Raw genomic sequence first — 23,288 nt, forward strand, 5'->3', positions numbered from 1 at the left:
GCATGGTTCGAGCAGTTGCTTGTGACGGCGAAGCGTAAAGGAGCGAAGCGATGAGGTCTGAGGCGATCGTCAGCAGCGAAGCCGCGGGGTCGGCGGAGATCCCGGATGCACGCATCGTGGATCTGGTCGAGGAGGTGGCCCGCCGGTCCCCGGAGGCGCCCGCTCTCGTCGTCACCGCCGAGCGGATACCGCTCGGCTACCGCGATCTAGTCCAGCTGGTGGACGACCTGGCCGGGCAGCTCCGACAGGCCGGGCTCCGCGAGGGTGACCGTGTCGCGCTGCGCTCCGCAAGCAACGCTGAATTCGTCGTCGGACTGCTGGCGGCTTCGCGGGCCGAACTGGTTGCGGTTCCACTGGATCCGGCCCTGCCGGTCGGCGAGCAGCGCGCCCGCAGCGAGGCCGTGGGGGCCAGGGCGGTGCTGATCGACGGCGACGCGCCCGACGACCAAGGCGAACGCGACCTGCCGTGGTGGCCGTTCGCGGTCACGGCCGGTGCTACGGATAGCGCCCCGGCGGTGCGCTTGGCCGCGACTGCACCTCCGGCGCAGGGCTTTTCGACGCCCCAGGGGCTGCGCGACGACGACGCCATGATCATGTTCACCGGCGGCACCACCGGGGTGCCGAAGATGGTCCCGTGGACGCGCGCCAACATCGCCGCCTCGGTGCGGGCGATCATCGCCGGATACGGCCTCGGACCGCGCGATGCCACGGTGGCAGTGATGCCGCTCTACCACGGTCATGGGCTGCTCGCCGCGCTGCTGGCGACCCTGGTGTCCGGCGGTGCGGTGTTGTTGCCCGCGCGTGGACGGTTCTCGGCCCACACCTTCTGGGACGACGTCGACGCCGTCCGCGCCACCTGGTACACGGCGGTGCCGACGATCCATCAGATCCTCTTGGAGCGGGCAGGAGGCGACCGACCCGGCAACGCCGCGTTGCGATTCATCCGCAGCTGCAGCGCGCCACTCACCGCCGAAGCGGCACAGCAGCTGCAGGACACGTTCGGCGCCCCGGTGGTCTGCGCCTTCGGCATGACCGAGGCCACCCATCAGGTGGCGACGACCGAAATCGGCCATGACGAAAACCCCGGTGCCACAGCGGGTCTGGTCGGCCGGTCGACCGGGCCGCAGATCCGGATCGCCGGATCCGACGGCTCGCCCGTGCCGGCGGGAGAGGTCGGCGAGGTCTGGTTGCACGGGCCGACCGTCGTCCGGGGTTACCTCGGCGACCCCGCGATCACCGCGGCAAATTTCACCGACGGGTGGCTGCGCACCGGTGATCTGGGAACGCTGTCGGCGTCCGGCGAGCTGATCATTCGCGGCCGCATCAAGGAACTGATCAACCGGGGCGGGGAGAAGATCTCCCCGGAACGCGTCGAGGGCGTGCTCGGCAGCCATCCCGGCGTGCTGGAGGTCGCCGTGTTCGGGGTCCCCGACAAGCTGTACGGCGAGGCGGTGGCCGCGGTGATCGTTCCCCGGGGCCCCGTCGCACCGACCGCGGAGGAGCTCGCAGAGTTCGGGCGGGACCGGCTGGCCCCCTTCGAGGTGCCGACCAGCTTTCAGCAGGCGGCGGAGCTGCCGCATACCGCGAAGGGCTCGCTGGACCGCCGCGCCGTCGCCGGCCAGTTCGGCGCCGGGGCTTGACGACTCAGACGCTGGCCTTCACCCGGGTGGCCGCGGCCTCCGGCATGGGTTCGTAACGGGCGAAGCCGCGGGTGAACGACGCGGCCCCGTGGGCAAGCGAACGCAGGTCGATCGCGTAGCGCGTCAGCTCCACCTGGGGCACCTCGGCTTTGACCAGCGTGCGTTCGTGGCCCGCGGTGTCGGTGCCGAGGACACGGCCACGCCGGCCCGACAGGTCGCCCATCACCGCGCCGACGAAGTCGTCGGGGACCAGTACCGAGATTTCGTCGATGGGCTCGAGCAGGCTCACCTTCGTCGCCGCGGCCGCCTCCCGCAGCGCCAGGGCGCCCGCCGCCTGGAACGCGAAGTCCGACGAGTCCACGCTGTGGGCCTTGCCGTCGAGCAGGGTCACCCGGATGTCGACGACGGGATAGCCGGCGTGCACGCCCTTCTCCATCTGCGCGCGCACACCCTTCTCCACGCTCGGGATGAATTGCCTGGGCACCGCCCCGCCGACCACCTTGTCGACGAACTCGAATCCGGACCCCTCCGGCAGCGGCTCCACTTCGATGTCGCACACCGCGTACTGGCCGTGCCCGCCCGACTGCTTGACGTGGCGACCATGCCCTTTTGCCTTGCCGCCGAAGGTTTCTCGCAGTGGTACGCGCAGTTCCACGGTGTCGACGGTGACGCCGTAGCGGTTGGCGAGCGCGTCGAGGACGACCCCGGCGTGGGCCTCGCCCATGCACCACAACACGATCTGGTGTGTCTCCTGGTTCTGCTCGATCCGCAGCGTCGGATCCTCGGCGGCCAGCCGGCCCAGTCCGACCGACAGCTTGTCCTCGTCGGTCTTGGCGTGCGCCTGGATCGCCACCGGCAGCAACGGTTCGGGCATCGTCCACGGTTTCAGGACGAGTGGCTCCGCCTTGTCCGAGAGGGTGTCGCCGGTCTCGGCCCGGCTCAACTTGCCGATGGCGCAGATGTCGCCCGCCACCACGGCGGTGGCCGGGCGCTGCTGCTTGCCGAGCGGGAACGACAGGACCCCGACCCGTTCGTCTTCGTCGTGGTCGGGGTGCGTGCTGCCGTTGCCGTTGACCGCGCCGAAGAAGGACGCAAAATGGCCCGACACATGGACCGTCGTGTCGGGCCTGATGGTCCCGGAGAACACCCGGACCAGGCTCAGCCTTCCGACGTAGGGGTCCGACGTCGTCTTCACCACCTCCGCCAGCAGGGGAGCGTCGGGGTCGCAGGTCAGCGTCGCGTGCGGCGCGCCCTGCGGCGTAAACACCTCCGGCAGTGGGTGTTCCATCGGGGACGGGAAGCCGCGCGTGGCGACCTCCAGCAATTCCAGCGTGCCGACGCCGGTGCTGCTGCACACCGGGATCACCGGGAAGAACGAACCCCGGGCGACCGCCCGCTCCAGGTCCTCGATCAGGACCGCCTCGTCGATGGACTCACCACCCAGATAGCGATCCATCAGCGATTCGTCCTCGGATTCCTCGATGATGCCCTCGATCAGGGTGCCACGCGCCTCCTCGATCCGGTCGGCGTCGGCCGGATCGGCCTGCTCTGCGGTCCGCTTTCCGCCGGAGTAGTGGTAGCGCGTCTGCGACAACAATCCGATCAGGCCCTCGCAGGACGGCAGGCCGGTCGGGAGGTAGAGCGGTAACACCTTGTCGCCGAACGCGTTCTGCGCGGCGGCCAGCGCCTCGGAGTAATTGGCCCTGGTGTGGTCGAGCTTGGTGATCACTACGGCGCGGGGCATGCCGACCTGGTCGCATTCCTGCCACAGCGATTTGGTGGGTTCGTCGACACCCTCGTTGGCCGCGATCACGAACAGCGCGCAATCCGCGGCGCGCAGGCCGGCCCGCAGCTCGCCGACGAAGTCGGCGTATCCGGGCGTGTCGACCAGGTTGATCTTGATGCCGTCGTGGGCCAGGGAGGCGACGGCAACGCCGACGGACCGCTGCTGGCGGATCTCGGCGTCGTCGTAGTCGCACACCGTGCTGCCGTCGGTGACGGAGCCCGCTCTGGTCAGCACCCCGCCGGCGACCAACAGCGCCTCGACCAGGGTGGTCTTGCCGCCACCGGACGGTCCCACCAGGACGATGTTGCGCACCTCGCCGGGACCGTTCGCGGTGGGGGCGGCCGCCGCGCCCTGGGAAGCATTCGCCTTGTCCGCCATGACGTTCCTCCAGTTCTCCCCGGCCGCGTCGCCGAGGGGTGCGCCCAGCGTGGTGTGTCCTGGCTCACAGGATCCAGAAGCAACTTTTCCCCCAACCGCGGCCCAACACAAGGCCACGGGCCGGCCACAATTGCGTCTGCCGTCAGGCGTGCCAGCCCGACCAGCGGTGCACCGCGATCGCGATCACCGGCCCGTTCAGCGAAACGGACTGATACTGAGGGTATTTGGCGCGCAGCAGCCGGTGTGCGGACTCCATCGCCGGCCCGCCGGCGTGGATGGTGGCCGTGCCGTCGGCCCGGACCCACCACAACTGCGTCCAATCGTCGGCGTAGTGGTCGACCAGCAGGCTCACGTGGGGGTTGTGTTCGATGTTGGCAAGCCGCCGCAGCCGCCGCGTCGTCTTGGGTTTCGCGTCGACGGCGGTGTACACGACGTCGGCCGGGTCGGCCACCGCGAATACCACCGGCACCAGGTGGGGGAGACCATCGGGCGTGATCGTGGCCAGCCGGGCGACCGGGGAACGCGCCAACCTGGCCTTCGGGTCGAATTCGCCCACCGTGTCAGCCTAGGCGCCGAACCCAACCTTGCCACTGCCATGAATAGCTACCTGCATTACGGTTATATACACACAGTTGTGCCGCCCAGAACCGCAAGGCCGACACAGTTTGTGTTTACCGCGAAGCAGGAAGGGTGACGGGATGAGCAAATCGCACCACCGCTCGGTCTGGTGGTCATGGCTGATCAGCGTGCTGGCTGTGGTCGGGTTGGGCCTCGGTCTGGGCACCGTGCCGGCCGCCGCATCACCGTTCACCGCCCCACAGGCCCCCCTCGACCCGGCCGCATTGGCCGGCCAGGTGGGGCCACAGGTGGTCAACATCAACACCAAGTTCGGCTACAACAACGCGGTGGGCGCCGGCACCGGCATCGTCATCGACCCCAACGGCGTCGTGCTGACCAACAATCACGTGATCTCCGGCGCGACGGACATCAGTGCCTTCGACGTCGGCAACGGGCAGACGTACGCCGTCGACGTGGTCGGCTACGACCGTAGCCAGGACGTCGCGGTGCTGCAGCTACGCGGGGCGGCCGGCCTGCCGACCGCCGCGATCGGCGGCGGGGTTTCGGTGGGCGAGCCCGTCGTCGCGATGGGCAACGCGGGTGGTCAGGGCGGAACGCCGAGCGCGGTGTCCGGCAAGGTCATCGCGCTCAACCAGTCGGTCTCGGCGACCGACACGTTGACCGGCGCGAACGAGTCACTGGGCGGCCTGATCCAGGCCGACACGCCGATTAGGCCCGGCGACTCGGGCGGGCCGATGGTGAACAACGCCGGACAGGTCGTCGGCATGAACACCGCCGCCACCGACAACTACAAGATGTCGGGCGGGCAGGGCTTTGCCATCCCGATCGGGCGGGCGATGGGGGTGGCCGGCCAGATCCGGTCCGGCGCCGGCTCCAACACCGTGCACATCGGCCCGACCGCCTTCCTCGGGCTCGGGGTGACCGACAACGGCAACGGCGCGCGCGTCGAACGGGTGGTCAACACCGGTCCCGCCGGCGCGGCCGGCATCGCCCCGGGTGACGTCATCACCGGGATCGACAGCGTCCCGATCAGCGGGGCCACCTCGATGACGGACGTGCTCGTCCCGCATCATCCCGGTGACACGATCGCGGTGCACTATCGCGCCGCGGCGGGCGGCGACCGCACCGTCAATGTGACGCTGGCCGAAGGGCCGCCGGCCTGACACCCGCGCGGACAGTACCCGACTGGCGCTCAATCCCATTGGCGCCATGGGTGTTTCGTCACATGTCAGCGAGCGTGATTCCGAATGTCGCGCCTCGGGTACCCGTGGCAGCGTGGATTTGATGAACGACGCACGAGAAGCTGTCGAGCACCATCCCGGAGGCGGAAGTCACGTCGAGGGGGGTGTCGTCGAGCATCCCGACTCCGACGACTTCGACAACGCCGCCGCGCTACCCACCGACCCGACGTGGTTCAAGCACGCCGTGTTCTACGAGGTGCTGGTCCGCGCGTTCTTCGACGCCAACGCGGACGGGTCCGGCGACCTGCGCGGGCTCCTGGGACGCCTGGACTACCTGCAGTGGCTCGGCATCGACTGCATCTGGCTGCCCCCGTTCTACGACTCGCCGCTTCGCGACGGCGGGTACGACATCCGGGATTTCTATAAGGTGCTGCCCGAGTTCGGGACGGTCGAGGACTTCGTCGCACTGCTGAACGCCGCGCACGAGCGTGGCATCCGGGTGATCACCGACCTCGTGATGAACCACACATCGGATTCGCACCCCTGGTTTCAGGAGTCGCGGCATGACCCGGACGGCCCGTACGGCGACTTCTACGTGTGGAGCGACACCAGCGAGAAGTACACCGACGCCCGCATCATCTTCGTCGACACCGAGGAGTCCAACTGGACCTTCGACCCGGTGCGCAAACAGTTCTACTGGCACCGGTTCTTTTCGCACCAGCCGGACCTGAACTACGAAAACCCCGCCGTCCAGGAAGCCATGATCGACGTGCTGCGCTTCTGGCTCGGCCTGGGCATCGACGGGTTCCGGCTGGACGCCGTGCCGTACCTGTTCGAACGGGAGGGCACCAATTGCGAGAACCTGCCCGAGACGCACGCCTTCCTCAAGCGGGTCCGCAAGGTCATCGACGACGAGTTCCCGGGCCGGGTGCTGCTGGCCGAGGCCAACCAGTGGCCGGCCGACGTGGTCGAGTACTTCGGCGACACCAGCACCGGCGGCGACGAATGCCACATGGCGTTCCACTTCCCGCTGATGCCGCGCATCTTCATGGCCGTCCGCCGGGAATCGCGCATTCCGATCTCGGAGATCCTGGGGCAGACGCCGGAGATTCCCGAGATGGCGCAATGGGGCATCTTCCTGCGTAACCACGACGAGCTGACGCTCGAGATGGTCACCGACGAAGAACGCGACTACATGTACTCCGAGTACGCCAAGGACCCACGGATGAAGGCGAACGTCGGCATCCGGCGGCGCCTGGCACCCCTGCTGGACAACGACCGGAACCAGATCGAGCTGTTCACCGCCCTGCTGCTGTCGCTGCCCGGCTCACCGGTCCTGTACTACGGCGACGAGATCGGCATGGGCGACGTCATCTGGCTGGGTGACCGCGACGGGGTGCGCACCCCGATGCAGTGGACCCCGGACCGCAACGCCGGGTTCTCCAAGGCCAACCCCGGCCGGCTCTACCTGCCGGCCAGCCAGGACTCCGTCTACGGCTATCAGGCCGTCAACGTCGAGGCCCAGCGCGACACCTCGACGTCGCTGCTCAACTTCACCCGGATGATGCTCGCCGTCCGGCGCCGCCACGAGGCGTTCGCCATCGGCACATTCGAGGAGTTGGGGGGCTCCAACCCGTCGGTGCTGGCGTTCGTGCGCCAGGTGCCGGGCGGCGGCGACACGGTGTTGTGCGTCAACAACCTGTCGCGGTTCCCGCAGCCGATCGAACTGAACCTGCAGCACTGGAGCGGTTGCACGCCGGTGGAACTGACCGGGCACGTCGAATTCCCGCGGATCGGGCACCTGCCCTACCTGCTGACGCTGCCGGGACACGGCTTCTACTGGTTCCAGCTGACTGCATGTGAGGAGGACGCATGACTGATCCTGCCAAGCTGCCCTGGTCGGATTGGCTGCCCCAGCAACGGTGGTACGCCGGCCGTAACCGGGAGCTGACCTCCGCCGAGGCCGCCGTGGTCGTCCCGCTCCGCGACGACCTGGACCTGGTCTTGGTCGATGCGCAGTACGCCGACGGCTCATCCGAGCGCTACCAGGTCATGGTGCAATGGGACGCCGGTCCGGTCTCCGAGTACAGCACGGTGGCCACCATCGGCGCCGCAGGCGACCGCACGGGCTTCGACGCCCTCTACGACACCGACGCCCCCCGTTTTCTGCTGTCGCTGATCGACTCGTCGGCCGTTCTGACGGCGGCGGGCACCGAGGTGCGGTTCGTCAAGGAGCCCGACGTCGAGCTGCCGATGGAGGCGATGCCGCACGTCTCCGACGCCGAGCAGAGCAATACCAGCGTCATCTTCGACCGCGCGGCGATCTTCAAGGCGTTTCGGCGGGTCAACAGCGGCATCAACCCGGACATCGAGCTGAACCGGGTGCTGGCCCGCGCCGGCAACCCGCACGTGGCCCGGCTCCTGGGCACCTACGAGCTGGCCGGCCCGGACGAGGCGTGGCCGCTCGGCATGGTGACCGAGTTCGCGTCCAACGCCGCCGAAGGGTGGGCGATGGCCACCGCCAGCGTCCGCGACCTGTTCGCGGAGGGCGACCTGTACGCCCACGAGGTCGGGGGCGATTTCGCCGGCGAGTCCTGCCGGCTCGGCGAGGCCGTGGCGTCGGTGCATGCCACGCTGGCCGAGTCGCTGGGAACGGCGGAGTCGGCGTTCCCGGTGGACACCGTGCTGGCGCGGCTGGCTGCGACCGTCGCGAAGGTGCCCGAGCTGCGGGAGTACGCCTCGACCATCGAGGAGCGGTTCGCCAAGCTCGCCGACCAGCCGATCACCGTCCAGCGGGTGCACGGCGACCTGCACCTCGGTCAGGTGCTGCGCACCCCCGAGAGCTGGCTGCTGATCGACTTCGAGGGCGAACCGGGGCAGCCGCTCGACGAGCGCCGCGCGCCGGATTCACCGTTGCGCGACGTGGCCGGCGTGCTGCGGTCCTTCGAATACGCCGCGTACGGGCCGTTGGTCGACCAGGCGGCCGACAAACAACTGGCCGCCCGCGCCCGCGAATGGGTCGAACGCAACAGGACCGCGTTCTGCGAGGGCTACGCCGCCGCGTCGGGAAGCGACCCGCGGGATGCGGCTGACGTGCTGGCCGCCTACGAGCTCGACAAGGCCGTGTACGAGGCCGGCTACGAGGCGCGGCACCGGCCCGGCTGGTTGCCGATCCCGCTGCGCTCCATCGCCAGGCTCACCGCCTCATAGCAAACTCTGATCTGCGAGTAGCGCGGGCATCTGAAACCATGTCCGTGTGACAAAGGAGATCTTCGACAGCGAGGCGCGGCTGTCCTGGGTGCTGGCGGCGCTGGCGGGTGTGCTGGGGGCAACGGCTTTCACGCACTCCGCCGGCTACTTCGTGACCTTCATGACCGGCAACGCGCAGCGCGCCGCGCTCGGCTACTTCCGGGGCGATGTCTTGCTCTCCGTGAGCGCGGGCCTGCTGATCGTGTGCTTCGTCGGTGGCGTTGTCGTCGCGTCGGTGTGCCGGCGGCATTTCTGGGTGGCGCACCCGCACGGGCCCACCGTGCTGACGACCTTCAGCCTGTTCGCCGCCACCGCGTTGGACATATTCGACGAGGGGTGGGAGGAAAACTTCCTCGATTTCGCGCCGATCACGTTGGTGGCGTTCGGCATTGGCGCATTGAACACGTCATTCGTCAAAGACGGCGAGGTGTCGGTTCCGCTGAGCTACGTGACCGGAACGCTGGTCAAGATGGGGCAGGGCATCGAGCGCCACATCGCCGGTGGAACGCTGGCCGACTGGCTCGGCTACTTTCTGCTGTTCGCCAGCTTCGTCTTCGGCGCCACGGTCGGCGGCTTGATCAGCCTGGTGGTCAATGGCACGTGGATGCTGGTGGTCGCTTCGTCCGTGTGCGCGTTGACAACTGGATACACGTACTTTCACCAGGATCGCCGCGCCTTGCTCGACTGAACCCAAAAAGCATCGGCAGTAGCGCTGACCGGTGCGCTACTGCCGATGCTGGTTCGGAGGGTTTCAGGCGGCCGGCGGCGCCGGCTGTGCGGGCTGCGCCGGCTCCGCCGGTTGGGCCGTGGTGTTGCCGGCCAGCAGCACCTGCTGGATGTCGGGCTTCATCGCGACCAACTGCTGGTTCCAGTAGGGCCACGAGTGCGTGCCGTTGGCCGGGAAGTTGAACGTCCCGTTGCGTCCGCCGGCGGCCACGTAGCTGTTCTGAAATTGCTGGTTGGTGCGCAGCGTGAGGCCTTCCAGGAACTTGGCCGGCATGTTGTCGCCGCCCAGGTCGCTCGGCGTTCCGTTGCCACAGTAGACCCAGATTCGGGTGTTGTTGGCGACCAGTCGCGGGATCTGGACCATCGGGTCGTTACGCTTCCACGCCGGGTCGGTCGACGGGCCCCACATGCTGTTGGCGTTGTAGCCACCCGAGTCGTTCATCGCCAGCCCGATCAGCGTCGGCCACCAACCCTCGGAGGGATTGAGGAAGCCCGAAAGCGAAGCGGCGTAGGGGAATTGCTGCGGGTAGTAGGCGGCCAGGATCAGGGCGGAACCGCCGGACATTGACAGCCCCACCGCGGCGTTGCCCGCCGGGGAGATCTGCTTGTTGGCCTGCAGCCACAGCGGCATCTCCTGGGTCAGGAACGTCTCCCACTTGTAGGTGTAGTTCTGACCGTTGCCCGACGACGGCTGGTACCAGTTGCTGTAGAAGCTGGACTGCCCGCCGACCGGCATCACCACCGACAGGCCGGACTGGTAGAACTCCTCGAAGGCCGGGGTGTTGATGTCCCAGCCGTTGTAGTCGTCCTGCGCGCGCAAGCCGTCGAGCAGGTAGACGGCGTGCGGTCCGCCGCCCTCGAACTGGACCTTGATGTTGCGGCCCATCGACGGCGATGGCACCTCCAGGTATTCCACCGGCAGGCCCGGCTTCGAGAACGCTCCCGCGGTAGCCGAGCCGCCGACGGCGGTGACGAGGCCGGACATCAGGGCAGCCCCCACAGCCGCGACCGCGAGCTGGCGCGGCATGGCTGCCGCGGCGCCACGCAACTTCCGCAACTCAGAAAAGAACTTCATAGCTCTCTACCCATCCCAACTTTCGTCTGCCGCGTGCCGCGGTCGAATCCCTTCGCTGGGCAGTGAAACACGGGGAGAGGGGTCGAATCGCCTGTCAGGGCCGAAGCTTCAGATCGCGGTTGGCTAACGATTGGGAGTCGGCCGGGAAACGTTGCATTCGGGTCACAATCGGCCATCGATAGCGCGCGCCGCACATCCCGGCGGTGTGCGCTATGCCACGAGGCGGCGCAATAGCGTTGAGGCCGCGCCGATTCCGAGCACCGCGGCAACCAGCAAGACAATGACGTCCACCGGGTTGAACGGCGTACCGATGAGCAGGCCGCGCAGGGCGTCGACCTCGTAGCTGAGGGGGTTGACTCGGCTCAGCACGTGCAGCCAGGTCGGCATGACGTTGACCGGGTACAAAGCGTTGGAGGCGAAGAACAATGGCATCGTGATGGCCTGGCCGATTCCCATCAGGCGATCACGGTTGCGCACCAGGCCGGCCAGCGTCATCGACAGGCACGCGAAGAACGCGGCACCCAGCATGACGACAGCCATCGCCGCCGCGATTCGCAGCGGGTTGACCGTCAGCCCGACATTCATCAGATATGCCAACGCCATCACGCCGACCACCTGGGCGACCGAGCGCACGCCGGCCGCGAACGCCTTGCCGGTGATCAACGCCGACGCGGGCGCGGGCGTCACCATCAGCTTGGCCAGGACGCCGGCGTCCCGGTCCCAAATGATCTGTATCCCATAGAAAATGGAGATGAACAGCGCGGACTGGGCGATGATGCCCGGCGCCAGGAACGCCAGGTACGACACCGATCCGGTGTGGATGACGTGCAGGTGGCTGAAGGTGGTTCCGAAGATCAGCAGCCACAGCGCCGGTTGCACCATCCGGGTGACGAGTTCGGTCCTGTCGTGCTGCAACTTCTGCATCTCGACGATCGCGAACGCGCCGATACGGCTGAACACGGCGCCCACGCGCTGCCACCCGCGCGGGGCGCGGACCAGGGTCCCTGGCCTGGCGCTATCAACCGACACGGCGCGCAACCTTTCTGGCGGAACGGATTTCGCGGAATGAGCCTTCCGACTCGGAGGTGTCGCCGTCCACCAAGTCGGATGCCGCGTAGTGGCGGAACACGTCCTCCAGGGTTGCGTGTGGCGACACCGTCGACTTCAACTTGGCCGGCGTGCCCACCGCCTGCAGCTCACCGCGGTGCATCAGGGCGACGCGATCGCACAGCGCGTCGGCCTCCTCCATGTAGTGGGTGGTCAGCAGCACGGTCATCCCGAACTGCGCCTGCATCTTCTGCACCTGCGCCCAGACGCCGTCGCGCGCGATCGGATCGAGCCCGACGGTCGGCTCGTCGAGAACCAGCAGCGACGGGCGGTTGACGAGCGCCTGCGCCACCTCGAGACGGCGGACCATGCCGCCGGAATAGGCCGCGGCAAGCCGGTCGGCCACGTCGAGTAGATCCATCGCCGCCAGCGCCTGCTCCGCGCGGTCGGAACGCTCGGACCGGGGCACACCGTAGAGGCGCGCGAACCACTCGACATTCTGCCGGCCGGTCAATGCGGGCTCGATCGAGAGTTGTTGCGGCACATAGCCGATATTGCTGCGAATGTCGGTGGTTTGGTGGCGGGCGTCGAGCCCGAAGATGCGTAATTCGCCCTGCTGCACCGGGGCCAGCGTGGTGAGCATCCGGACCATGGATGTCTTCCCGGCGCCGTTGGGGCCGAGCAGGCCCATGGTCTCGCCCGGCCGCACCTGCAACGTGACGTCGTTGACTGCGGTGAACTGGCCATACCGGTAGGTCAGGTGCCTGGCGTCGACCGCCATCGGCAGTGAACCGCTCATCGTCGCTCCTGCAGTGTCTGGGTCATCATCTCGATGACCTCCAATCCCCTTGTCAAAGATTCGATCTGGTCGTCGTCGAGTTCGGCGAGCACCTCGGCTAGCGCCCCTCGCCGCGCGGCGCGAGACGCGTCGACGATCTCCTGGGCCGGTTCGGCCAGGTGTAACCGGCCGACCCTGCGGTCCGGGTCGCCGACGGTCCGGACGAGCAGTCCGCCGGAGACCAACTTCGAAACCAGGGTCGACGCGGTGTTGGGGGCCAGCCCGAGCTCGGCGGCGGCCGCGTTGACCGAGATGGCGGGTTGCCGGGCCACCAGCCACAACAGCTCGGACTGCGACTCGGTCAGCGTCGACGCGTCGAAGCCACGCCCGGCCGTGCGCCGCAACTGCCGGCGGAACCTGCCGACAACGCGAAACACGTCGGTGACCACATCCGTCGTTGACTGCACCTTTTCCATAATACCTCTGTAGGCGAGCTATTTATGTGGGGAAGCTGTGCAGAACGTATGTACCCGTTACTTAGGGAGGCGATGCAGGACCACGTCGATCAGGGCCCCGTCATCGACGCGGGCCGTCATGTAGGTGCAGAAGGGCTGCCTGCGCCGATCGGTCGGCGAACCGGGATTGAGCAGGCGCAACCCGGTGTCGGTGCGCGTGTCCCACGGGATGTGGCTGTGCCCGAACACCAGGACCTCGGTGTCGGGATACAGCCGCGACATCCGGGCTTCCCGCCCGGCCGCCGCGCCGGTCTCGTGCACCACGGTGAACCGCACACCCGCCAGGGTCGCGTCCGCCCGCTCGGGCAGCCGACACCGCAGCTCGGGACCGTCGTTGTTGCCCCAGCACGCCACCAGCCGGGCCGACCTGCGTTCGAGTTCGTCGAGCAGGTCGGGCGTCACCCAGTCACCGGCGTGCACGACGACGTCGGCCGCGTCCACCTCGGCCCAAATCCGCGCGGGCAGGTCGCGGGCGCGTTTCGGGACATGGGTGTCGGAAATCAGCAGCAGCCGCACAGCCCCATCTTGCGCCAGCGGCTTTCACCCGGCCGTCGACGCCATGGCCTTTTCAGGCTTGGTCGAGGGCGCGTCGCCGGGCTCGCCCAGCAAGAGCGAACGAACGAGGCTCCGCGGACCGAACGGTCGCAGCATCTCACTGGCGGGGCGGGGCCGCACGCGGATCGGCCACCAGAACCACCGCCCCAGCAGCGCGGCGATCGACGGCGTCATCAGCGAGCGCACGATCAGGGTGTCGAACAGCAGGCCGAGCCCAATCGTGCTGCCGGCCTGGCCGATCGAGCGCAGGTCGCTGGCGACCATCGACATCATGGTGAAGGCGAAGACCAGTCCCGCGGTGGTGACGACGCCCCCGGTCTCGCCCATCGATCGGATGATGCCGGTCTTCAGCCCGGCGCCGATCTCCTCCTGGAAGCGTGACACCAGCAACAGGTTGTAGTCGGAGCCCACGGCGAGCAGGATGATCAGCCCGAATACCGGTGCGATCCAGTTCAACTCGAGACCCAAGAGGTGTTGCCACACGAGAACCGAGAGCCCGAAGGCGGCGCCGAGCGACAGCAGGACCGTGCCGACGATTACCAGGGAGGCCACCAGCGCGCGCGTGATGATCACCATGACGACGAAGATCAGGGTGAGCGCCGCCAGCCCCACGATCAGCAGGTCGTAATGCGAGCCCGACTGGATGTCGCGATAGATGGCCGCCGTGCCCGCCAGGTAGAACTTGGCGCCGGTCAGCGTCGTTCCCTTGACCGCCTGGTGCGCGGCGGCCAGTTCCGGCACGACGGCGGAAATGCCTGCCGGCGTTGCCGGGTCTGCGTCGTGGGTGATGATGAACCGCGCGGCCTTTCCGTCTGGGGAAAGGAAGAGCTTGAGCCCGCGCTGAAAGTCGGGATTCTGGAAGGCTTCCGGGGGCAGATAGAAGTAGTCACCGCTGCGGGAGGCGTCGAACGCCTGCCCCATCGCGCTGGCCGTGTCGGTCATCTGCGCCATCTGGGTGACCAGGTTGGAGAAGCTGCTGTGCATCGTGAGCAGCGTTCCCTGCATCGATTTGGCGACGGCGATCATTGGCGGGAACTGCGCAAGCATCTGCGGAATGATCGCGTCGACGTTGTTGACGTCCTTGATCAGCGTGCTCATGTTCTCGCTGAACTTGTCGACACCGTCGATCGCCTCGAACACCGACCTCGTCGCCCAGCAGACGGGGATGTTGTAGCAGTGCTGTTCCCAATAGAGGTAGCTGCGGAGCGGCCGGGCGAAGTCGTCGAAATCCGCCAGATGGTCTCGCATCTCGTCCAGCGTGGCCTGCATCTCGTGCATATCGCCGACCATGCGGTGGGTGGCGTCGCTCATCTGCCCGAGCAGGCCCTGCATGCGCTGCATCGAGACGATCATGGCGCCGAGGTCGTCGCTCATCTTGAGCACGTCGTTCGTGCGGTCCCGCATGAACTGAAGGTTCTGCTGGATCGGGATCGATTGCGCGCTGATCTGGAACGGGATGGAGGTGTGCTCGATCGGGCCGCCCAACGGGCGGGTGATGCTCTGCACCATCGCGATCCCCGGCGAACGGAAGATGTCCTTGGCGATCCTGTCCAGGATGATCATGTCGCCGCTGTTCCGCATGTCGTGGTCGCTCTCGATCATGAGGATGTCGGGATTCATGGTGGCGGCGCTGAAGTGGCGCTCCGCGGCCGCGTACCCGACGTTCGCGGGCACGTTGGCGGGTGTGTAGAACCGATCGTTGTAGCTGACCTTCATGCTCGGCATGATCAGGATGCCGACGATCGCGATGACCAGGGAGGCTGCGAAGACGGGGCCGGGCCACCGCACCGTGGCGGTGCCGATCCGCCGCCATCCGCGCGTCTTGATCATCCTTCTCGGGTCGAGCAGGCCGAACCGGGTGGCCACCGCGACCACCGCGGGCGCCGCGGTCATCGCTCCCGCGACGACGACCAGCAGGCCCAACGCGGACGGAATGCCGAGTGCCTTGAAGTACGACAGGCGCGCCAGGTGAAGGCAGAACGTCGCCCCGGCGATGGTCAACCCCGAGCCCAAAATGATGTGCGAGGTCCCGCGGAACATCGTGTAGTACGCGGTTTCTCGGTCCTGGCCGGCCTGGCGAGCCTCCTGGTAGCGCCCGATGAGGAAGATCGCGTAGTCCGTCCCCGCCGCGATGGCCAACGAGGAGAGCATCGCAACGACGAACGTCGAGAACCCCAACAGTTCGTAATTCCCCAGGAGCGCGACAAGCCCTCGGGCAGTACCCATCTCGAAGCCGACCATGACGAGGACCAGTAACACCGTGCTGACCGATCGATAGGCGATGAACAGCATGATCATGATGACCACGCCCGTGACGCCCATCATTTTGAACATGCTCTTGTCGGCGGCTTCGTTCATGTCGGTGGTCAGCGCGGCGGGGCCGGTGACGTAGACCTTGAGGCCCTTGGGGGGCTCCGACTTGTCGACGATCTTCCGCACCGCGTCGACGGACTGGTTCCCCAGCGTGCTGCCCTGGTTGCCCGCCAGATTGAGCTGGACGTAGGCGGCCTTGCCGTCGCGGCTCTGGACGCCGGCGGCGGTGAGCGGATCACCCCAGACGTTCTGGACATGCTGGACGTGCTTCGGATCGGCCTGCAGCTTCTGGACCAGGCCGTCGTAGTAGCGCCGCGCCTCGTCACCGAGTTGCTTGTCGCTCTCGAGAACGATCATCGCGATGCTGTCGGAATCCGATTCATGGAAGGTGGCCCCGATGCGCTTGGCGGCGATCATCGCCGGGGCGTCCTGCGGCGACATCGTCACCGCGTGATTTCTGGCAACCGATTCGATCGGCGGCACAAGCACATTCAGGGCGACGGTGAGCAGTAGCCAGCCGATGATGATGGGCCACGCGAAGGTGCGGACGAACCGCATGAACCTCGGCCGGGCGTCGTTGCCGGCGTTCATCCGGCTTTCACCAGACAGGAAGTTTGCGCGTGACGCCCGGCCGAGGATCGCTCGTCCTCGACTTTGCCGTTGACGCTGATGCGGCAGCCGATGTCATCGCTGTCGCCTTGTGCCACCACGCTGGCGATGACTGCCGGCACCGTCGTGGTGATCGTGAAGGTCCATGGCAGCGTGCTGAAGTCGGCCTGTTCGGGCTGTGCGTTCTTGTTCAGGTAGCTCACGCTCCCGGTCGTGTCGCTGGGTCCGTAAACCTCGTAGGTGACCCGCTTGATGTGCGAGGCAACGAGCGGTTCGGCGCTGCTGCCCGTCGCGGTGAAGATCGCGTCCGAGCCGAAAACGCCGCGGAGCCGGTCGACGGCCACGCCGCCGAGGGCGACCGCAACCACGACGACGAGCGGCACCCAGGCCCGTCTGAGAAACGTGGACACTGCCGTTCCCTTTCGCTCGGTCTCTTCGGTAGGGATTACGCCCGCCTCGCCGGACCTGATAGGGCCATTCGGCCCGCATTTGAGAATCGACAGGCACTCGTGGCACGCCATCGCGTGACCGGGTACCGGGAGCCGCGACTAATCCGCGTCTGTTATACCATACCCCCGGGGGTATCAGCCAAGTGTGTGCATATACCCCGTGGGGTATGGTATGAAGGAGTCATGGCAAACGAAGTCAGGGGCAGCGCGTCGCCCAAGCCCGATGTCGTCGGGCACGACCAGGGCGACATGGACGCCGTCCTCGCCCGGTTGCGCCGCGCCCAAGGTCAGCTCGGCGGCGTCATCGCGATGATCGAGCAGGGGCGCAGTTGCAGAGACGTCGTCACGCAATTGGCCGCGGTGTCGCGGGCGCTGGATCGCGCCGGTTTCAAAATCATCGCGTCCGGCCTGCGCGACTGCATCACCCGCCCGGAGGGTAGTCCCACTGACGGGCCGGCCGTGTCGATCGACGAGCTGGAGAAACTGTTCCTCAGCCTGGCCTGACGGCCGGCGTCTACGAAAGGCGAAGAGCGATGAACCCCGCCGATGATGGTCGAGCCGGACGCGAAGTCACGTTGTGGTTGGACCCGGTGTGCCCGTTCTCCTGGAATACCGCGCGTTGGCTGCGCGCCGCGGCCGAGAAGACCGGCGTGGCTGTCGATTGGCAGCTGATGAGCCTGGCGGTGCTCAACGAGGGACGGGAACTTCCACCCCCTCAGCAGGCTCGCATGCGTGACTCGCGGCAAGTCGGCCGGCTGATGGCCGCCATCGCGCGGGAGCGGGGCGTAGCCGGTTGGACCGCCGCATATTTCGCGTTCGGTGAGCGCTACTTCGATCGCTCCGAACCCCTCGACGAAGGCCTCGTCGGCCGCCTGCTGTCCGCGGCGGGGGCGCGCGACACCACCGCCGCCGTCATCGCCGACGAGTCGTTGGACGAACAGGTGCGGCGCGGGCACCAGGCGGCGCAGGACGCGCTCGGCGAAACCGGGGGCAGCCCGATTCTGCGTATCGACGGGCATGCCTTCTTCGGCCCGGTTCTGACCGCTTTACCCGAGGCGCAGGAGACGGTCGCAGTGTTCGACGCGGTCGCCACCTTGGCCGCGGTTCCCCAATTCGCCCAGTTGCAACGTCCGCGCTCCGCGGCCTAGTGCTTCCGCAAGTTCGACACGGGAAAGAGGAGAAGAAATGACAGCCGGATTGAGCACCACTTTGCACACCTCGTTCGACGACGCGGTGAAACGAACGACCGAAGCCCTGGCCGAGCAGGGTTTCGGCGTGTTGACCACCATCGACGTCAAAGCCACGCTGAAGCAGAAGCTCGGCGAAGACATGGAGGACTACCTCATCCTGGGGGCGTGCAACCCGACCCTGGCGCATCGCGCCCTGGGCATTCACCGTCAGATCGGCCAATTGTTGCCGTGCAACGTGGTGGTGCGGACCGACCCCGCCAAAGGCGATGCGATTCTCGTCGAGGCGATGGACCCGCAACTCATGGTCAAAGTGACGGGCGAGCCAGGGGCGTTGCAGGAGGTGGCCGACCAGGCGACCGCCAAGCTGCAGGCCGCGATCGGTGCGCTCGGCTAGCGAGCACCCGCCGCTCGAATTAGCTTGTGGCGCGGCGCATCAGCCTTGCTGGCTCCGCGCTTCAGCACCCGTTTCCCCGGCGTCGAAGGAGTCATCGGAACCGGCCGCTCCGACATACGAGCCGTCGGCTTCTCCGGCCGCGTCGCGCGACCGAGACTCGTGGGTTTCTGGTTCCACGTCCGACTCGGCTTTGTGGCCCTTGTTCTCAGCCATTCGTTTCCTTCCGGTGGGGCGGCTAACCCCTGACGGGTTCCCGCCTCATGCGCCGCCAAACGTAGAAGAGGCCCAGCCGCGACGTTCACCATCTCCGCCGCACATCGCGCCAGTGCAGGAATGGAGTCGGACGGTTCGCCGCAACGAATCCAAATCGCCTGTGCCCGTGCAGTTGCGGTACCCGGCATCCGACCGATCGGGAACGGGTCACGCCTCGCTCAATGCGTCGCCGAACCCGCGCACCACGCGGCTGTGTTGACTTTCGGCCAGCGCCTGTCCGGCTCCCAGCAACAGCACCATAGGCCAATCGAGGATTTGGATCGCCGCCAGTGCGGCCAGCCCACCGTAGAACGCGAGGCGGTCGGGGCGGGGGATCCGCACCCGCCCGAGTAGCGGAACATCAAGGCGCATGCTCTCGGCATCGCGGATACGCTCCGACGGTCGCCGGGGCGCCGGACCGTATTTGTCGAGCCCATGCGCTACCGATCCAGGCTTGGGGCCGGTGCGTTCTGGCATGCCGTCCTCCCTTCGTGCGGTTCTGCGTACTCGCGCAGGGCTTCCCCCGTCGGCCGCACCGAAACGTGTGCCGGCCCGTGATGTCGGGTGGCGGCGGCGCTATTGTTACCACCCGAAGTCAAGGAGGACTCAATGCGCACCTTCGAATCAGTGGCCGATCTCTCGGCCGCGACCGGTGAAACGATCGGGCACAGCGATTGGGTGACCATCACCCAGGAGGACGTCAACCTGTTCGCCGACGCGACCGGCGATCACCAGTGGATCCACGTGGATCCGGAGCGCGCGGCCGCCGGGCCCTTCGGGGGGACGATCGCCCACGGTTTCATGACGCTGGCGCTGTTACCCCGCCTCCAGCACCAGATCTACACCGTCAACGGCATCAAGCTCGCAATCAATTACGGCCTCAACAAGGTTCGTTTTCCCGCCCCCGTGCCGGTCGGTTCCCGGGTGCGCGCGCAGACATCGCTGGTCAGCGTCGACGACGTCGGAAACGGCGCCGTGCAGGCGACCATGTCGACGACCGTCGAGATCGAGGGCGCACCCAAGCCGGCGTGCGTTGCCGAAAGCATCGTCCGCTACATCACCTGACGGCCCCCGTGACGCCATGCCGCGAGGCATAAACCACGGCGACGTTTGACGGCGTGTCGCCGCCAAGGTTTATGTGTCGTGGGGAGCGACGCGGTCGTGCCCCGTGACGCCATGCCGCGAGGCATAAACCACGGCGACGTTTGACCGCGTGTCGCCGCCAAGGTTTATGTGTCGTGGGGAGCCGGGTCAGAACTCGGCGATCGAATGCTCGAGCCGCTCGGCCAGCCGGGCCTGGGCCTCGGCGCGGCGCGTGGGGATGTGGGCCGAGGGGAATGGCGTTGGCACGGGCTGATATTCGCGCAAAGTCCGGCGCGCCACCGTCATCTTGTGTAGTTCGGTGGCGCCGTCGGCGATGCCCAGCGACTCGGCGGCGACCAACATCTTGACGAACGGCATCTCGTCGGACACCCCGAGCGCACCGTGCAGGTGCATGGCCCGCTGTACGACGTCATGCAGCACCTGGGGCATGGCGACCTTCACCGCGGCGATGTCCCTGCGCACCTTCTGATAGTCGTGGTGCTTGTCGATCAGCCACGCGGTGCGCAGCACGAGCAGCCGGAACTGTTCGATCTGGATCCAGCTGTCGGCGATCTTCTCCTGGGTCATCTGAAAGTCGGACAGCCGCCCGTGCCGCGTCTTGCGCGATACCGCCCGCTCGCACATCATGTCAAACGCACTGCGCGCCAACGCGATTGTGCGCATCGCGTGGTGGATGCGCCCGCCGCCGAGCCGCGTTTGCGCGATCATGAACGCCTGGCCCTCGCCGCCCAGCACGTGATCGGCAGGGACGCGGACATCGGTGTAGCGGACGTAGCCGTGGCTGGCGCGCGCCGAGGACTCGGCGCCGACGCCGACGTTGCGCACGATCTCGATGCCCGGTGTCTCGGCCGGAACGATGAACAGCGACATCTTGTCGTAGGTGCGCGCTTCGGCGTTGGTGACGGCCATGACGATGAAGAACGACGCGTGCTTGGCGTTGGTGGAGAACCACTTCTCGCCGTTGAGCACCCAATAGTCGCCGTCGCGGGTCGCGGCGGTGACGAACTGTCCCGGATCCGAACCACCCTGCGGCTCGGTCATCGAATAGCACGAGGTGATCTCGCCGTCGAGCAGCGGTTGCAGGTAGCGGGCCTTCTGTTCCTCGGTGCCGAACATGGCCAGGATCTCCGCGTTGCCGGAGTCCGGCGCCTGGCAGCCGAACACCGACGGCGCCCAGCGGGAGCGGCCCAGGATCTCGTTGAGCAGGGCGAGCTTCACCTGACCGAAGCCCTGACCGCCCAGCTCCGGCCGCAGGTGTGCGGCCCAGAGCCCCTGGTCCTTCACCTGCTGCTGCAGCGGCCGCAGGATGGCCATCATCTCGGCGTTGTTCTTGTCATAGGGGTCGAGGGCGACCAAGTCGAGCGGTTCGAGCTCGTCGGCCATGAACTTCTCGACCCAGTCGAGCTTGGCCTGATAATCCGGGTCCGTTTCGAAATCCCACACGGTGACCACCCGTTCCCCGGCGCGGCGTCGCGCCGGACTCGTCGATGAAGCCACCTCATCGTAAATGGCGGCTTTGGAAGATCAGTCCTCGCGGCGGGTGTCGATGACGCGCTGCGCGATGTCGACGAGCTTGACCTGACTCTCCTGGGACAGGCGGCGCAGCAGGTCGAACGCGCGAAGTTCGTCGACGCCGTAGCGCTCCATGATGATGCCCTTGGCCTGGCCGATCCGGTCCCGCGTCGACAGGGCCGATTGCATCTGCTGTCCGTGCCGCCCGGCGATGATCGCCGAGGCGGCGTGCGCGGCGAATACGGTGCCGATGGTTTCGGCTTCGGGGTCCCACGCGTTGGCCTTGAAGCTGAACAGGTTCAGCGCGCCGGCGGTGCGTTCCGCGGTGTACAGCTTGAAAGACAGGCTGCTCAGCACACCGCGTTCCACGGCGGCCGGTGCGTATCGGGGCCAGCGCGGCTCCTCGCGCAGGTCGTCGGTCCGCACGATCGTTTGCTTCAAAGCGGCGTCGTGGCAGGGGCCCTCGTGGAACTCCTGTTGTAGCTTGTCGAGCTTCGCGGCCAGGCTGTCGGTGTCGGCCACCGATTCGAAGTCTCCGCCGGCTTTGATCAGCAGCACCCCGGCGACGTCCGCCGCGGGAATGAGCTCCACCGCGGCGGCGGTCACGTCGGTGAGCACCTGCTCGAGCGAGCGCGGCGCGGCGATGTCGCGGGAGAGCTCAGCCATCCGCCTCGCCAGCTCATGCCGGGAACTCGGGTCCGATAGGTCCATAAGCGGGATTGTCCATGATGGACCCCCGTTCGTCACACGGGCACCCGTTCGCAGCGCCCGCAGGCGGTTCAGGAGTTGCTGTCACGGTCGTTTGGTCGCGGAGGCCGCGGGTACCCGGCGACACCATGACCTTCTCGACAAGCCAAGGGAGACCCAGTGTTCGTTCATAACAAAGATCTTCAATTCGAGGTCCGCGTCGACCGGCCCGACCCCCGGTTCGCGACGTTGCTGATGGACCAATTCGGCGGCGCCAATGGGGAACTCACCGCCGCATTGCAGTACTTCACCCAGGCCTTCGTGCTTCGGCAGAAGAACCCGAAGATGTACGACCTCTTCATGGACATCGCCACCGAGGAGCTCAGTCACCTCGAGATGGTCGGCTCGATGATCACGATGCTGCTCGACGGCCTCAACGACAACCTGAAGATCGCCCACGAGAAATGTGACTGGATGCCGGCGGTGGCCAGCGGCGACGGACGCGACAGCATCATCCACTCGGTATCGGTCAACCCCCTGTTCCTGGTGCTCAGCGGTGGTGGGCCGGACGTCAAGGACTCCGGGGGAAACAATTGGACCGGCGCCTTCATCGACGCCAACGGCGACCCGACCGTCGACCTGCGCAACAACATCGCAGCCGAGTCGCGCGCCAAGATCGTGTACGAGTACCTCAAGCAGTACACCGACGACCCCGGTGTGCAGGACACCCTCAACTTCCTGATGACGCGCGAGGTCGCGCACTACCAGCAATTCACCGCGGCGCTGAACGAGCTTCCGGTGAACTTCCCGCCGGGTCAGCTGCCGGGCGATCCGCGCTTCCAGAACGTCGCGTTCAACATGTCCGACGGCAACGGCGAATCGATCCGTGGCCCGTGGAATCAGGGCCAGGGGCCGTGGCCGAAGGGCGTGGAGTGGGAGTACGTCGAAAAGCCCGAACAGCAGTGGCTGGGCGGCAGCACGCGACAGAACCAGGGTGCGCAGCAGAACCCCCAGGGCTCACCCGCGATCAAGGCCGAAAAGCCTTTCACGCACGAACAGCACGCCCCCACAAGCTGATTGGCATAGGAAGGCCGGGCGCCGACGACCCAGCGCCCGGCCTTCGCGTGTTTCGTTATTTGACCTGAGGGTCCGGCGGGTTGTCCTCGGCGCGGCCGGTGAGCGCGTCGCGAACGTGGTCGACGACCGCCGCCCCCATTCCCATGGTCTTCAGCACCGCCGGGGGACTCTATCGATGGGAGGGCCGCCGCG

The 23,288-nt window shown here is 67.1% G+C and carries 23 protein-coding genes and 1 pseudogene; 10 read left to right on the top strand and 14 right to left on the bottom strand.

From position 1 onward, the window contains the following. The first annotated feature begins 50 nt into the window (after positions 1-50). On the top strand, positions 51-1,640 hold the full coding sequence (locus tag A5701_RS05955) for a FadD7 family fatty acid--CoA ligase (protein ID WP_067749798.1): 1,590 nt from the start codon (positions 51-53) through the stop codon (positions 1,638-1,640). Between the two features lie 4 nt (positions 1,641-1,644). On the opposite strand, the gene A5701_RS05960 is transcribed toward A5701_RS05955, so the two are convergent. Beyond that, a complete protein-coding gene (locus A5701_RS05960) occupies positions 1,645-3,804 on the bottom strand; it encodes an elongation factor G-like protein EF-G2 (RefSeq protein WP_067749800.1) in 2,160 nt (719 codons plus the stop codon). A 142-nt stretch (positions 3,805-3,946) separates the two neighbouring features. Then, entirely contained in the window at positions 3,947-4,360 is a 414-nt protein-coding gene (locus tag A5701_RS05965) for a TIGR03668 family PPOX class F420-dependent oxidoreductase (RefSeq protein ID WP_067749802.1), read from the bottom strand. 142 nt (positions 4,361-4,502) lie between these two features. Between A5701_RS05965 and A5701_RS05970 the strand changes: the two genes are divergently transcribed. The 4 genes from A5701_RS05970 to A5701_RS05985 all read left to right on the top strand — a co-directional run bounded on the left by A5701_RS05970 (position 4,503) and on the right by A5701_RS05985 (position 9,501). Then, entirely contained in the window at positions 4,503-5,546 is a 1,044-nt protein-coding gene (locus tag A5701_RS05970; RefSeq protein ID WP_067749804.1) for a S1C family serine protease, read from the top strand. A gap of 121 nt (positions 5,547-5,667) precedes the next feature. After that, positions 5,668-7,440, top strand: a complete 1,773-nt coding sequence (gene treS / locus A5701_RS05975) for a maltose alpha-D-glucosyltransferase (protein WP_067749840.1) — start codon at positions 5,668-5,670, stop codon at positions 7,438-7,440. After that, positions 7,437-8,774 carry a phosphotransferase gene (locus A5701_RS05980; protein WP_067749806.1) on the top strand — a complete coding sequence of 446 codons (1,338 nt, stop codon included), beginning with the start codon at positions 7,437-7,439 and terminating at the stop codon, positions 8,772-8,774. Before treS ends, A5701_RS05980 begins: the two co-directional genes overlap by 4 nt. Positions 8,775-8,820: 46 nt before the next feature. Beyond that, positions 8,821-9,501, top strand: coding sequence for a YoaK family protein (locus tag A5701_RS05985; protein ID WP_067749808.1), 681 nt, complete (start codon positions 8,821-8,823; stop codon positions 9,499-9,501). A gap of 63 nt (positions 9,502-9,564) precedes the next feature. Here the strand turns inward: A5701_RS05985 and ag85C are convergent, their stop codons facing one another. The 7 genes from ag85C to A5701_RS06020 form a co-directional block, all read right to left on the bottom strand. Next, the gene (gene ag85C, locus A5701_RS05990; protein ID WP_067749810.1) at positions 9,565-10,614 is read right to left on the bottom strand and encodes a diacylglycerol acyltransferase/mycolyltransferase Ag85C; all 1,050 of its coding nucleotides are present in this window, start codon (positions 10,612-10,614) and stop codon (positions 9,565-9,567) included. Positions 10,615-10,824: 210 nt separating this feature from the next. Further along, the gene (locus A5701_RS05995) at positions 10,825-11,643 is read right to left on the bottom strand and encodes an ABC transporter permease (RefSeq protein WP_067749841.1); all 819 of its coding nucleotides are present in this window, start codon (positions 11,641-11,643) and stop codon (positions 10,825-10,827) included. Next, on the bottom strand, positions 11,633-12,460 hold the full coding sequence (locus A5701_RS06000; RefSeq protein WP_067749812.1) for an ATP-binding cassette domain-containing protein: 828 nt from the start codon (positions 12,458-12,460) through the stop codon (positions 11,633-11,635). Before A5701_RS06000 ends, A5701_RS05995 begins: the two co-directional genes overlap by 11 nt. Beyond that, positions 12,457-12,915: a MarR family winged helix-turn-helix transcriptional regulator gene (locus tag A5701_RS06005; protein ID WP_067749814.1), complete on the bottom strand. Its 459-nt coding sequence runs from the start codon at positions 12,913-12,915 to the stop codon at positions 12,457-12,459. The genes A5701_RS06000 and A5701_RS06005 overlap by 4 nt, the downstream gene beginning before the upstream one ends. 57 nt (positions 12,916-12,972) lie before the next feature. Beyond that, positions 12,973-13,470 (bottom strand): metallophosphoesterase, encoded by a 498-nt coding sequence (locus A5701_RS06010; RefSeq protein WP_067749816.1) that lies wholly within the window; start codon positions 13,468-13,470, stop codon positions 12,973-12,975. A gap of 24 nt (positions 13,471-13,494) precedes the next feature. Beyond that, a complete protein-coding gene (locus A5701_RS06015) occupies positions 13,495-16,413 on the bottom strand; it encodes an RND family transporter (RefSeq protein WP_067749818.1) in 2,919 nt (972 codons plus the stop codon). Beyond that, positions 16,410-16,841, bottom strand: a complete 432-nt coding sequence (locus A5701_RS06020; RefSeq protein ID WP_067749820.1) for an MmpS family transport accessory protein — start codon at positions 16,839-16,841, stop codon at positions 16,410-16,412. Before A5701_RS06020 ends, A5701_RS06015 begins: the two co-directional genes overlap by 4 nt. A 222-nt stretch (positions 16,842-17,063) precedes the next feature. On the opposite strand from A5701_RS06020, the gene A5701_RS06025 reads away from it, so the two are divergent. From A5701_RS06025 to A5701_RS06035, 3 genes are read left to right on the top strand one after another with little or no spacing between them, the layout of a single operon-like run. Further along, the gene (locus A5701_RS06025; RefSeq protein WP_067749822.1) at positions 17,064-17,384 is read left to right on the top strand and encodes a metal-sensitive transcriptional regulator; all 321 of its coding nucleotides are present in this window, start codon (positions 17,064-17,066) and stop codon (positions 17,382-17,384) included. 29 nt (positions 17,385-17,413) lie between these two features. Beyond that, entirely contained in the window at positions 17,414-18,028 is a 615-nt protein-coding gene (locus tag A5701_RS06030; RefSeq protein WP_067749824.1) for a DsbA family protein, read from the top strand. A gap of 37 nt (positions 18,029-18,065) precedes the next feature. Next, entirely contained in the window at positions 18,066-18,464 is a 399-nt protein-coding gene (locus A5701_RS06035) for a DUF302 domain-containing protein (RefSeq protein WP_067749826.1), read from the top strand. Positions 18,465-18,503: 39 nt separating this feature from the next. Here A5701_RS06035 and A5701_RS28475 read toward each other — a convergent pair whose 3' ends face one another. Together A5701_RS28475 and A5701_RS06040 are read right to left on the bottom strand one after the other, a co-directional pair. Beyond that, complete coding sequence (locus A5701_RS28475; RefSeq protein ID WP_197504925.1) at positions 18,504-18,677, bottom strand: hypothetical protein; 174 nt, start codon at positions 18,675-18,677, stop codon at positions 18,504-18,506. Between the two features lie 207 nt (positions 18,678-18,884). After that, the gene (locus A5701_RS06040; protein WP_082950096.1) at positions 18,885-19,193 is read right to left on the bottom strand and encodes a hypothetical protein; all 309 of its coding nucleotides are present in this window, start codon (positions 19,191-19,193) and stop codon (positions 18,885-18,887) included. Between the two features lie 132 nt (positions 19,194-19,325). On the opposite strand from A5701_RS06040, the gene A5701_RS06045 reads away from it, so the two are divergent. Next, positions 19,326-19,781, top strand: coding sequence for a MaoC family dehydratase (locus A5701_RS06045; RefSeq protein WP_067749828.1), 456 nt, complete (start codon positions 19,326-19,328; stop codon positions 19,779-19,781). Between the two features lie 186 nt (positions 19,782-19,967). Here the strand turns inward: A5701_RS06045 and A5701_RS06050 are convergent, their stop codons facing one another. Together A5701_RS06050 and A5701_RS06055 are read right to left on the bottom strand one after the other, a co-directional pair. Continuing rightward, positions 19,968-21,263, bottom strand: coding sequence for an acyl-CoA dehydrogenase family protein (locus A5701_RS06050; RefSeq protein ID WP_067749843.1), 1,296 nt, complete (start codon positions 21,261-21,263; stop codon positions 19,968-19,970). 81 nt (positions 21,264-21,344) lie between these two features. Continuing rightward, a complete protein-coding gene (locus A5701_RS06055; RefSeq protein WP_067749829.1) occupies positions 21,345-22,043 on the bottom strand; it encodes a GAF and ANTAR domain-containing protein in 699 nt (232 codons plus the stop codon). A 156-nt stretch (positions 22,044-22,199) separates the two neighbouring features. Between A5701_RS06055 and A5701_RS06060 the strand changes: the two genes are divergently transcribed. Continuing rightward, on the top strand, positions 22,200-23,096 hold the full coding sequence (locus tag A5701_RS06060) for a manganese catalase family protein (RefSeq protein WP_067749830.1): 897 nt from the start codon (positions 22,200-22,202) through the stop codon (positions 23,094-23,096). 55 nt (positions 23,097-23,151) lie between these two features. Here the strand turns inward: A5701_RS06060 and A5701_RS29270 are convergent. Next, positions 23,152-23,259, bottom strand: a pseudogene (locus tag A5701_RS29270) (hemerythrin domain-containing protein); the annotation flags it as partial. Between the last annotated feature and the right edge of the window lie 29 nt (positions 23,260-23,288).

This window comes from Mycobacterium sp. E3305 (genome assembly GCF_001666785.1).
In the GTDB taxonomy this organism is placed as follows: Bacteria; Actinomycetota; Actinomycetes; order Mycobacteriales; family Mycobacteriaceae; genus Mycobacterium.

Coding starts and splice junctions, on each gene's coding strand:
- A5701_RS05955 (WP_067749798.1), top strand. CDS start 51: ATGAGGTCTGAGGCGATCGTCAGCAGCGAAGCCGCGGGGTCGGCGGAG.
- A5701_RS05960 (WP_067749800.1), bottom strand. CDS start 3,804: ATGGCGGACAAGGCGAATGCTTCCCAGGGCGCGGCGGCCGCCCCCACC.
- A5701_RS05970 (WP_067749804.1), top strand. CDS start 4,503: ATGAGCAAATCGCACCACCGCTCGGTCTGGTGGTCATGGCTGATCAGC.
- treS (WP_067749840.1), top strand. CDS start 5,668: ATGAACGACGCACGAGAAGCTGTCGAGCACCATCCCGGAGGCGGAAGT.
- A5701_RS05980 (WP_067749806.1), top strand. CDS start 7,437: ATGACTGATCCTGCCAAGCTGCCCTGGTCGGATTGGCTGCCCCAGCAA.
- ag85C (WP_067749810.1), bottom strand. CDS start 10,614: ATGAAGTTCTTTTCTGAGTTGCGGAAGTTGCGTGGCGCCGCGGCAGCC.
- A5701_RS06000 (WP_067749812.1), bottom strand. CDS start 12,460: ATGAGCGGTTCACTGCCGATGGCGGTCGACGCCAGGCACCTGACCTAC.
- A5701_RS06005 (WP_067749814.1), bottom strand. CDS start 12,915: ATGGAAAAGGTGCAGTCAACGACGGATGTGGTCACCGACGTGTTTCGC.
- A5701_RS06015 (WP_067749818.1), bottom strand. CDS start 16,413: ATGAACGCCGGCAACGACGCCCGGCCGAGGTTCATGCGGTTCGTCCGC.
- A5701_RS06025 (WP_067749822.1), top strand. CDS start 17,064: ATGGCAAACGAAGTCAGGGGCAGCGCGTCGCCCAAGCCCGATGTCGTC.
- A5701_RS06030 (WP_067749824.1), top strand. CDS start 17,414: ATGAACCCCGCCGATGATGGTCGAGCCGGACGCGAAGTCACGTTGTGG.
- A5701_RS06035 (WP_067749826.1), top strand. CDS start 18,066: ATGACAGCCGGATTGAGCACCACTTTGCACACCTCGTTCGACGACGCG.
- A5701_RS28475 (WP_197504925.1), bottom strand. CDS start 18,677: ATGGCTGAGAACAAGGGCCACAAAGCCGAGTCGGACGTGGAACCAGAA.
- A5701_RS06040 (WP_082950096.1), bottom strand. CDS start 19,193: ATGCCAGAACGCACCGGCCCCAAGCCTGGATCGGTAGCGCATGGGCTC.
- A5701_RS06045 (WP_067749828.1), top strand. CDS start 19,326: ATGCGCACCTTCGAATCAGTGGCCGATCTCTCGGCCGCGACCGGTGAA.
- A5701_RS06055 (WP_067749829.1), bottom strand. CDS start 22,043: ATGGACCTATCGGACCCGAGTTCCCGGCATGAGCTGGCGAGGCGGATG.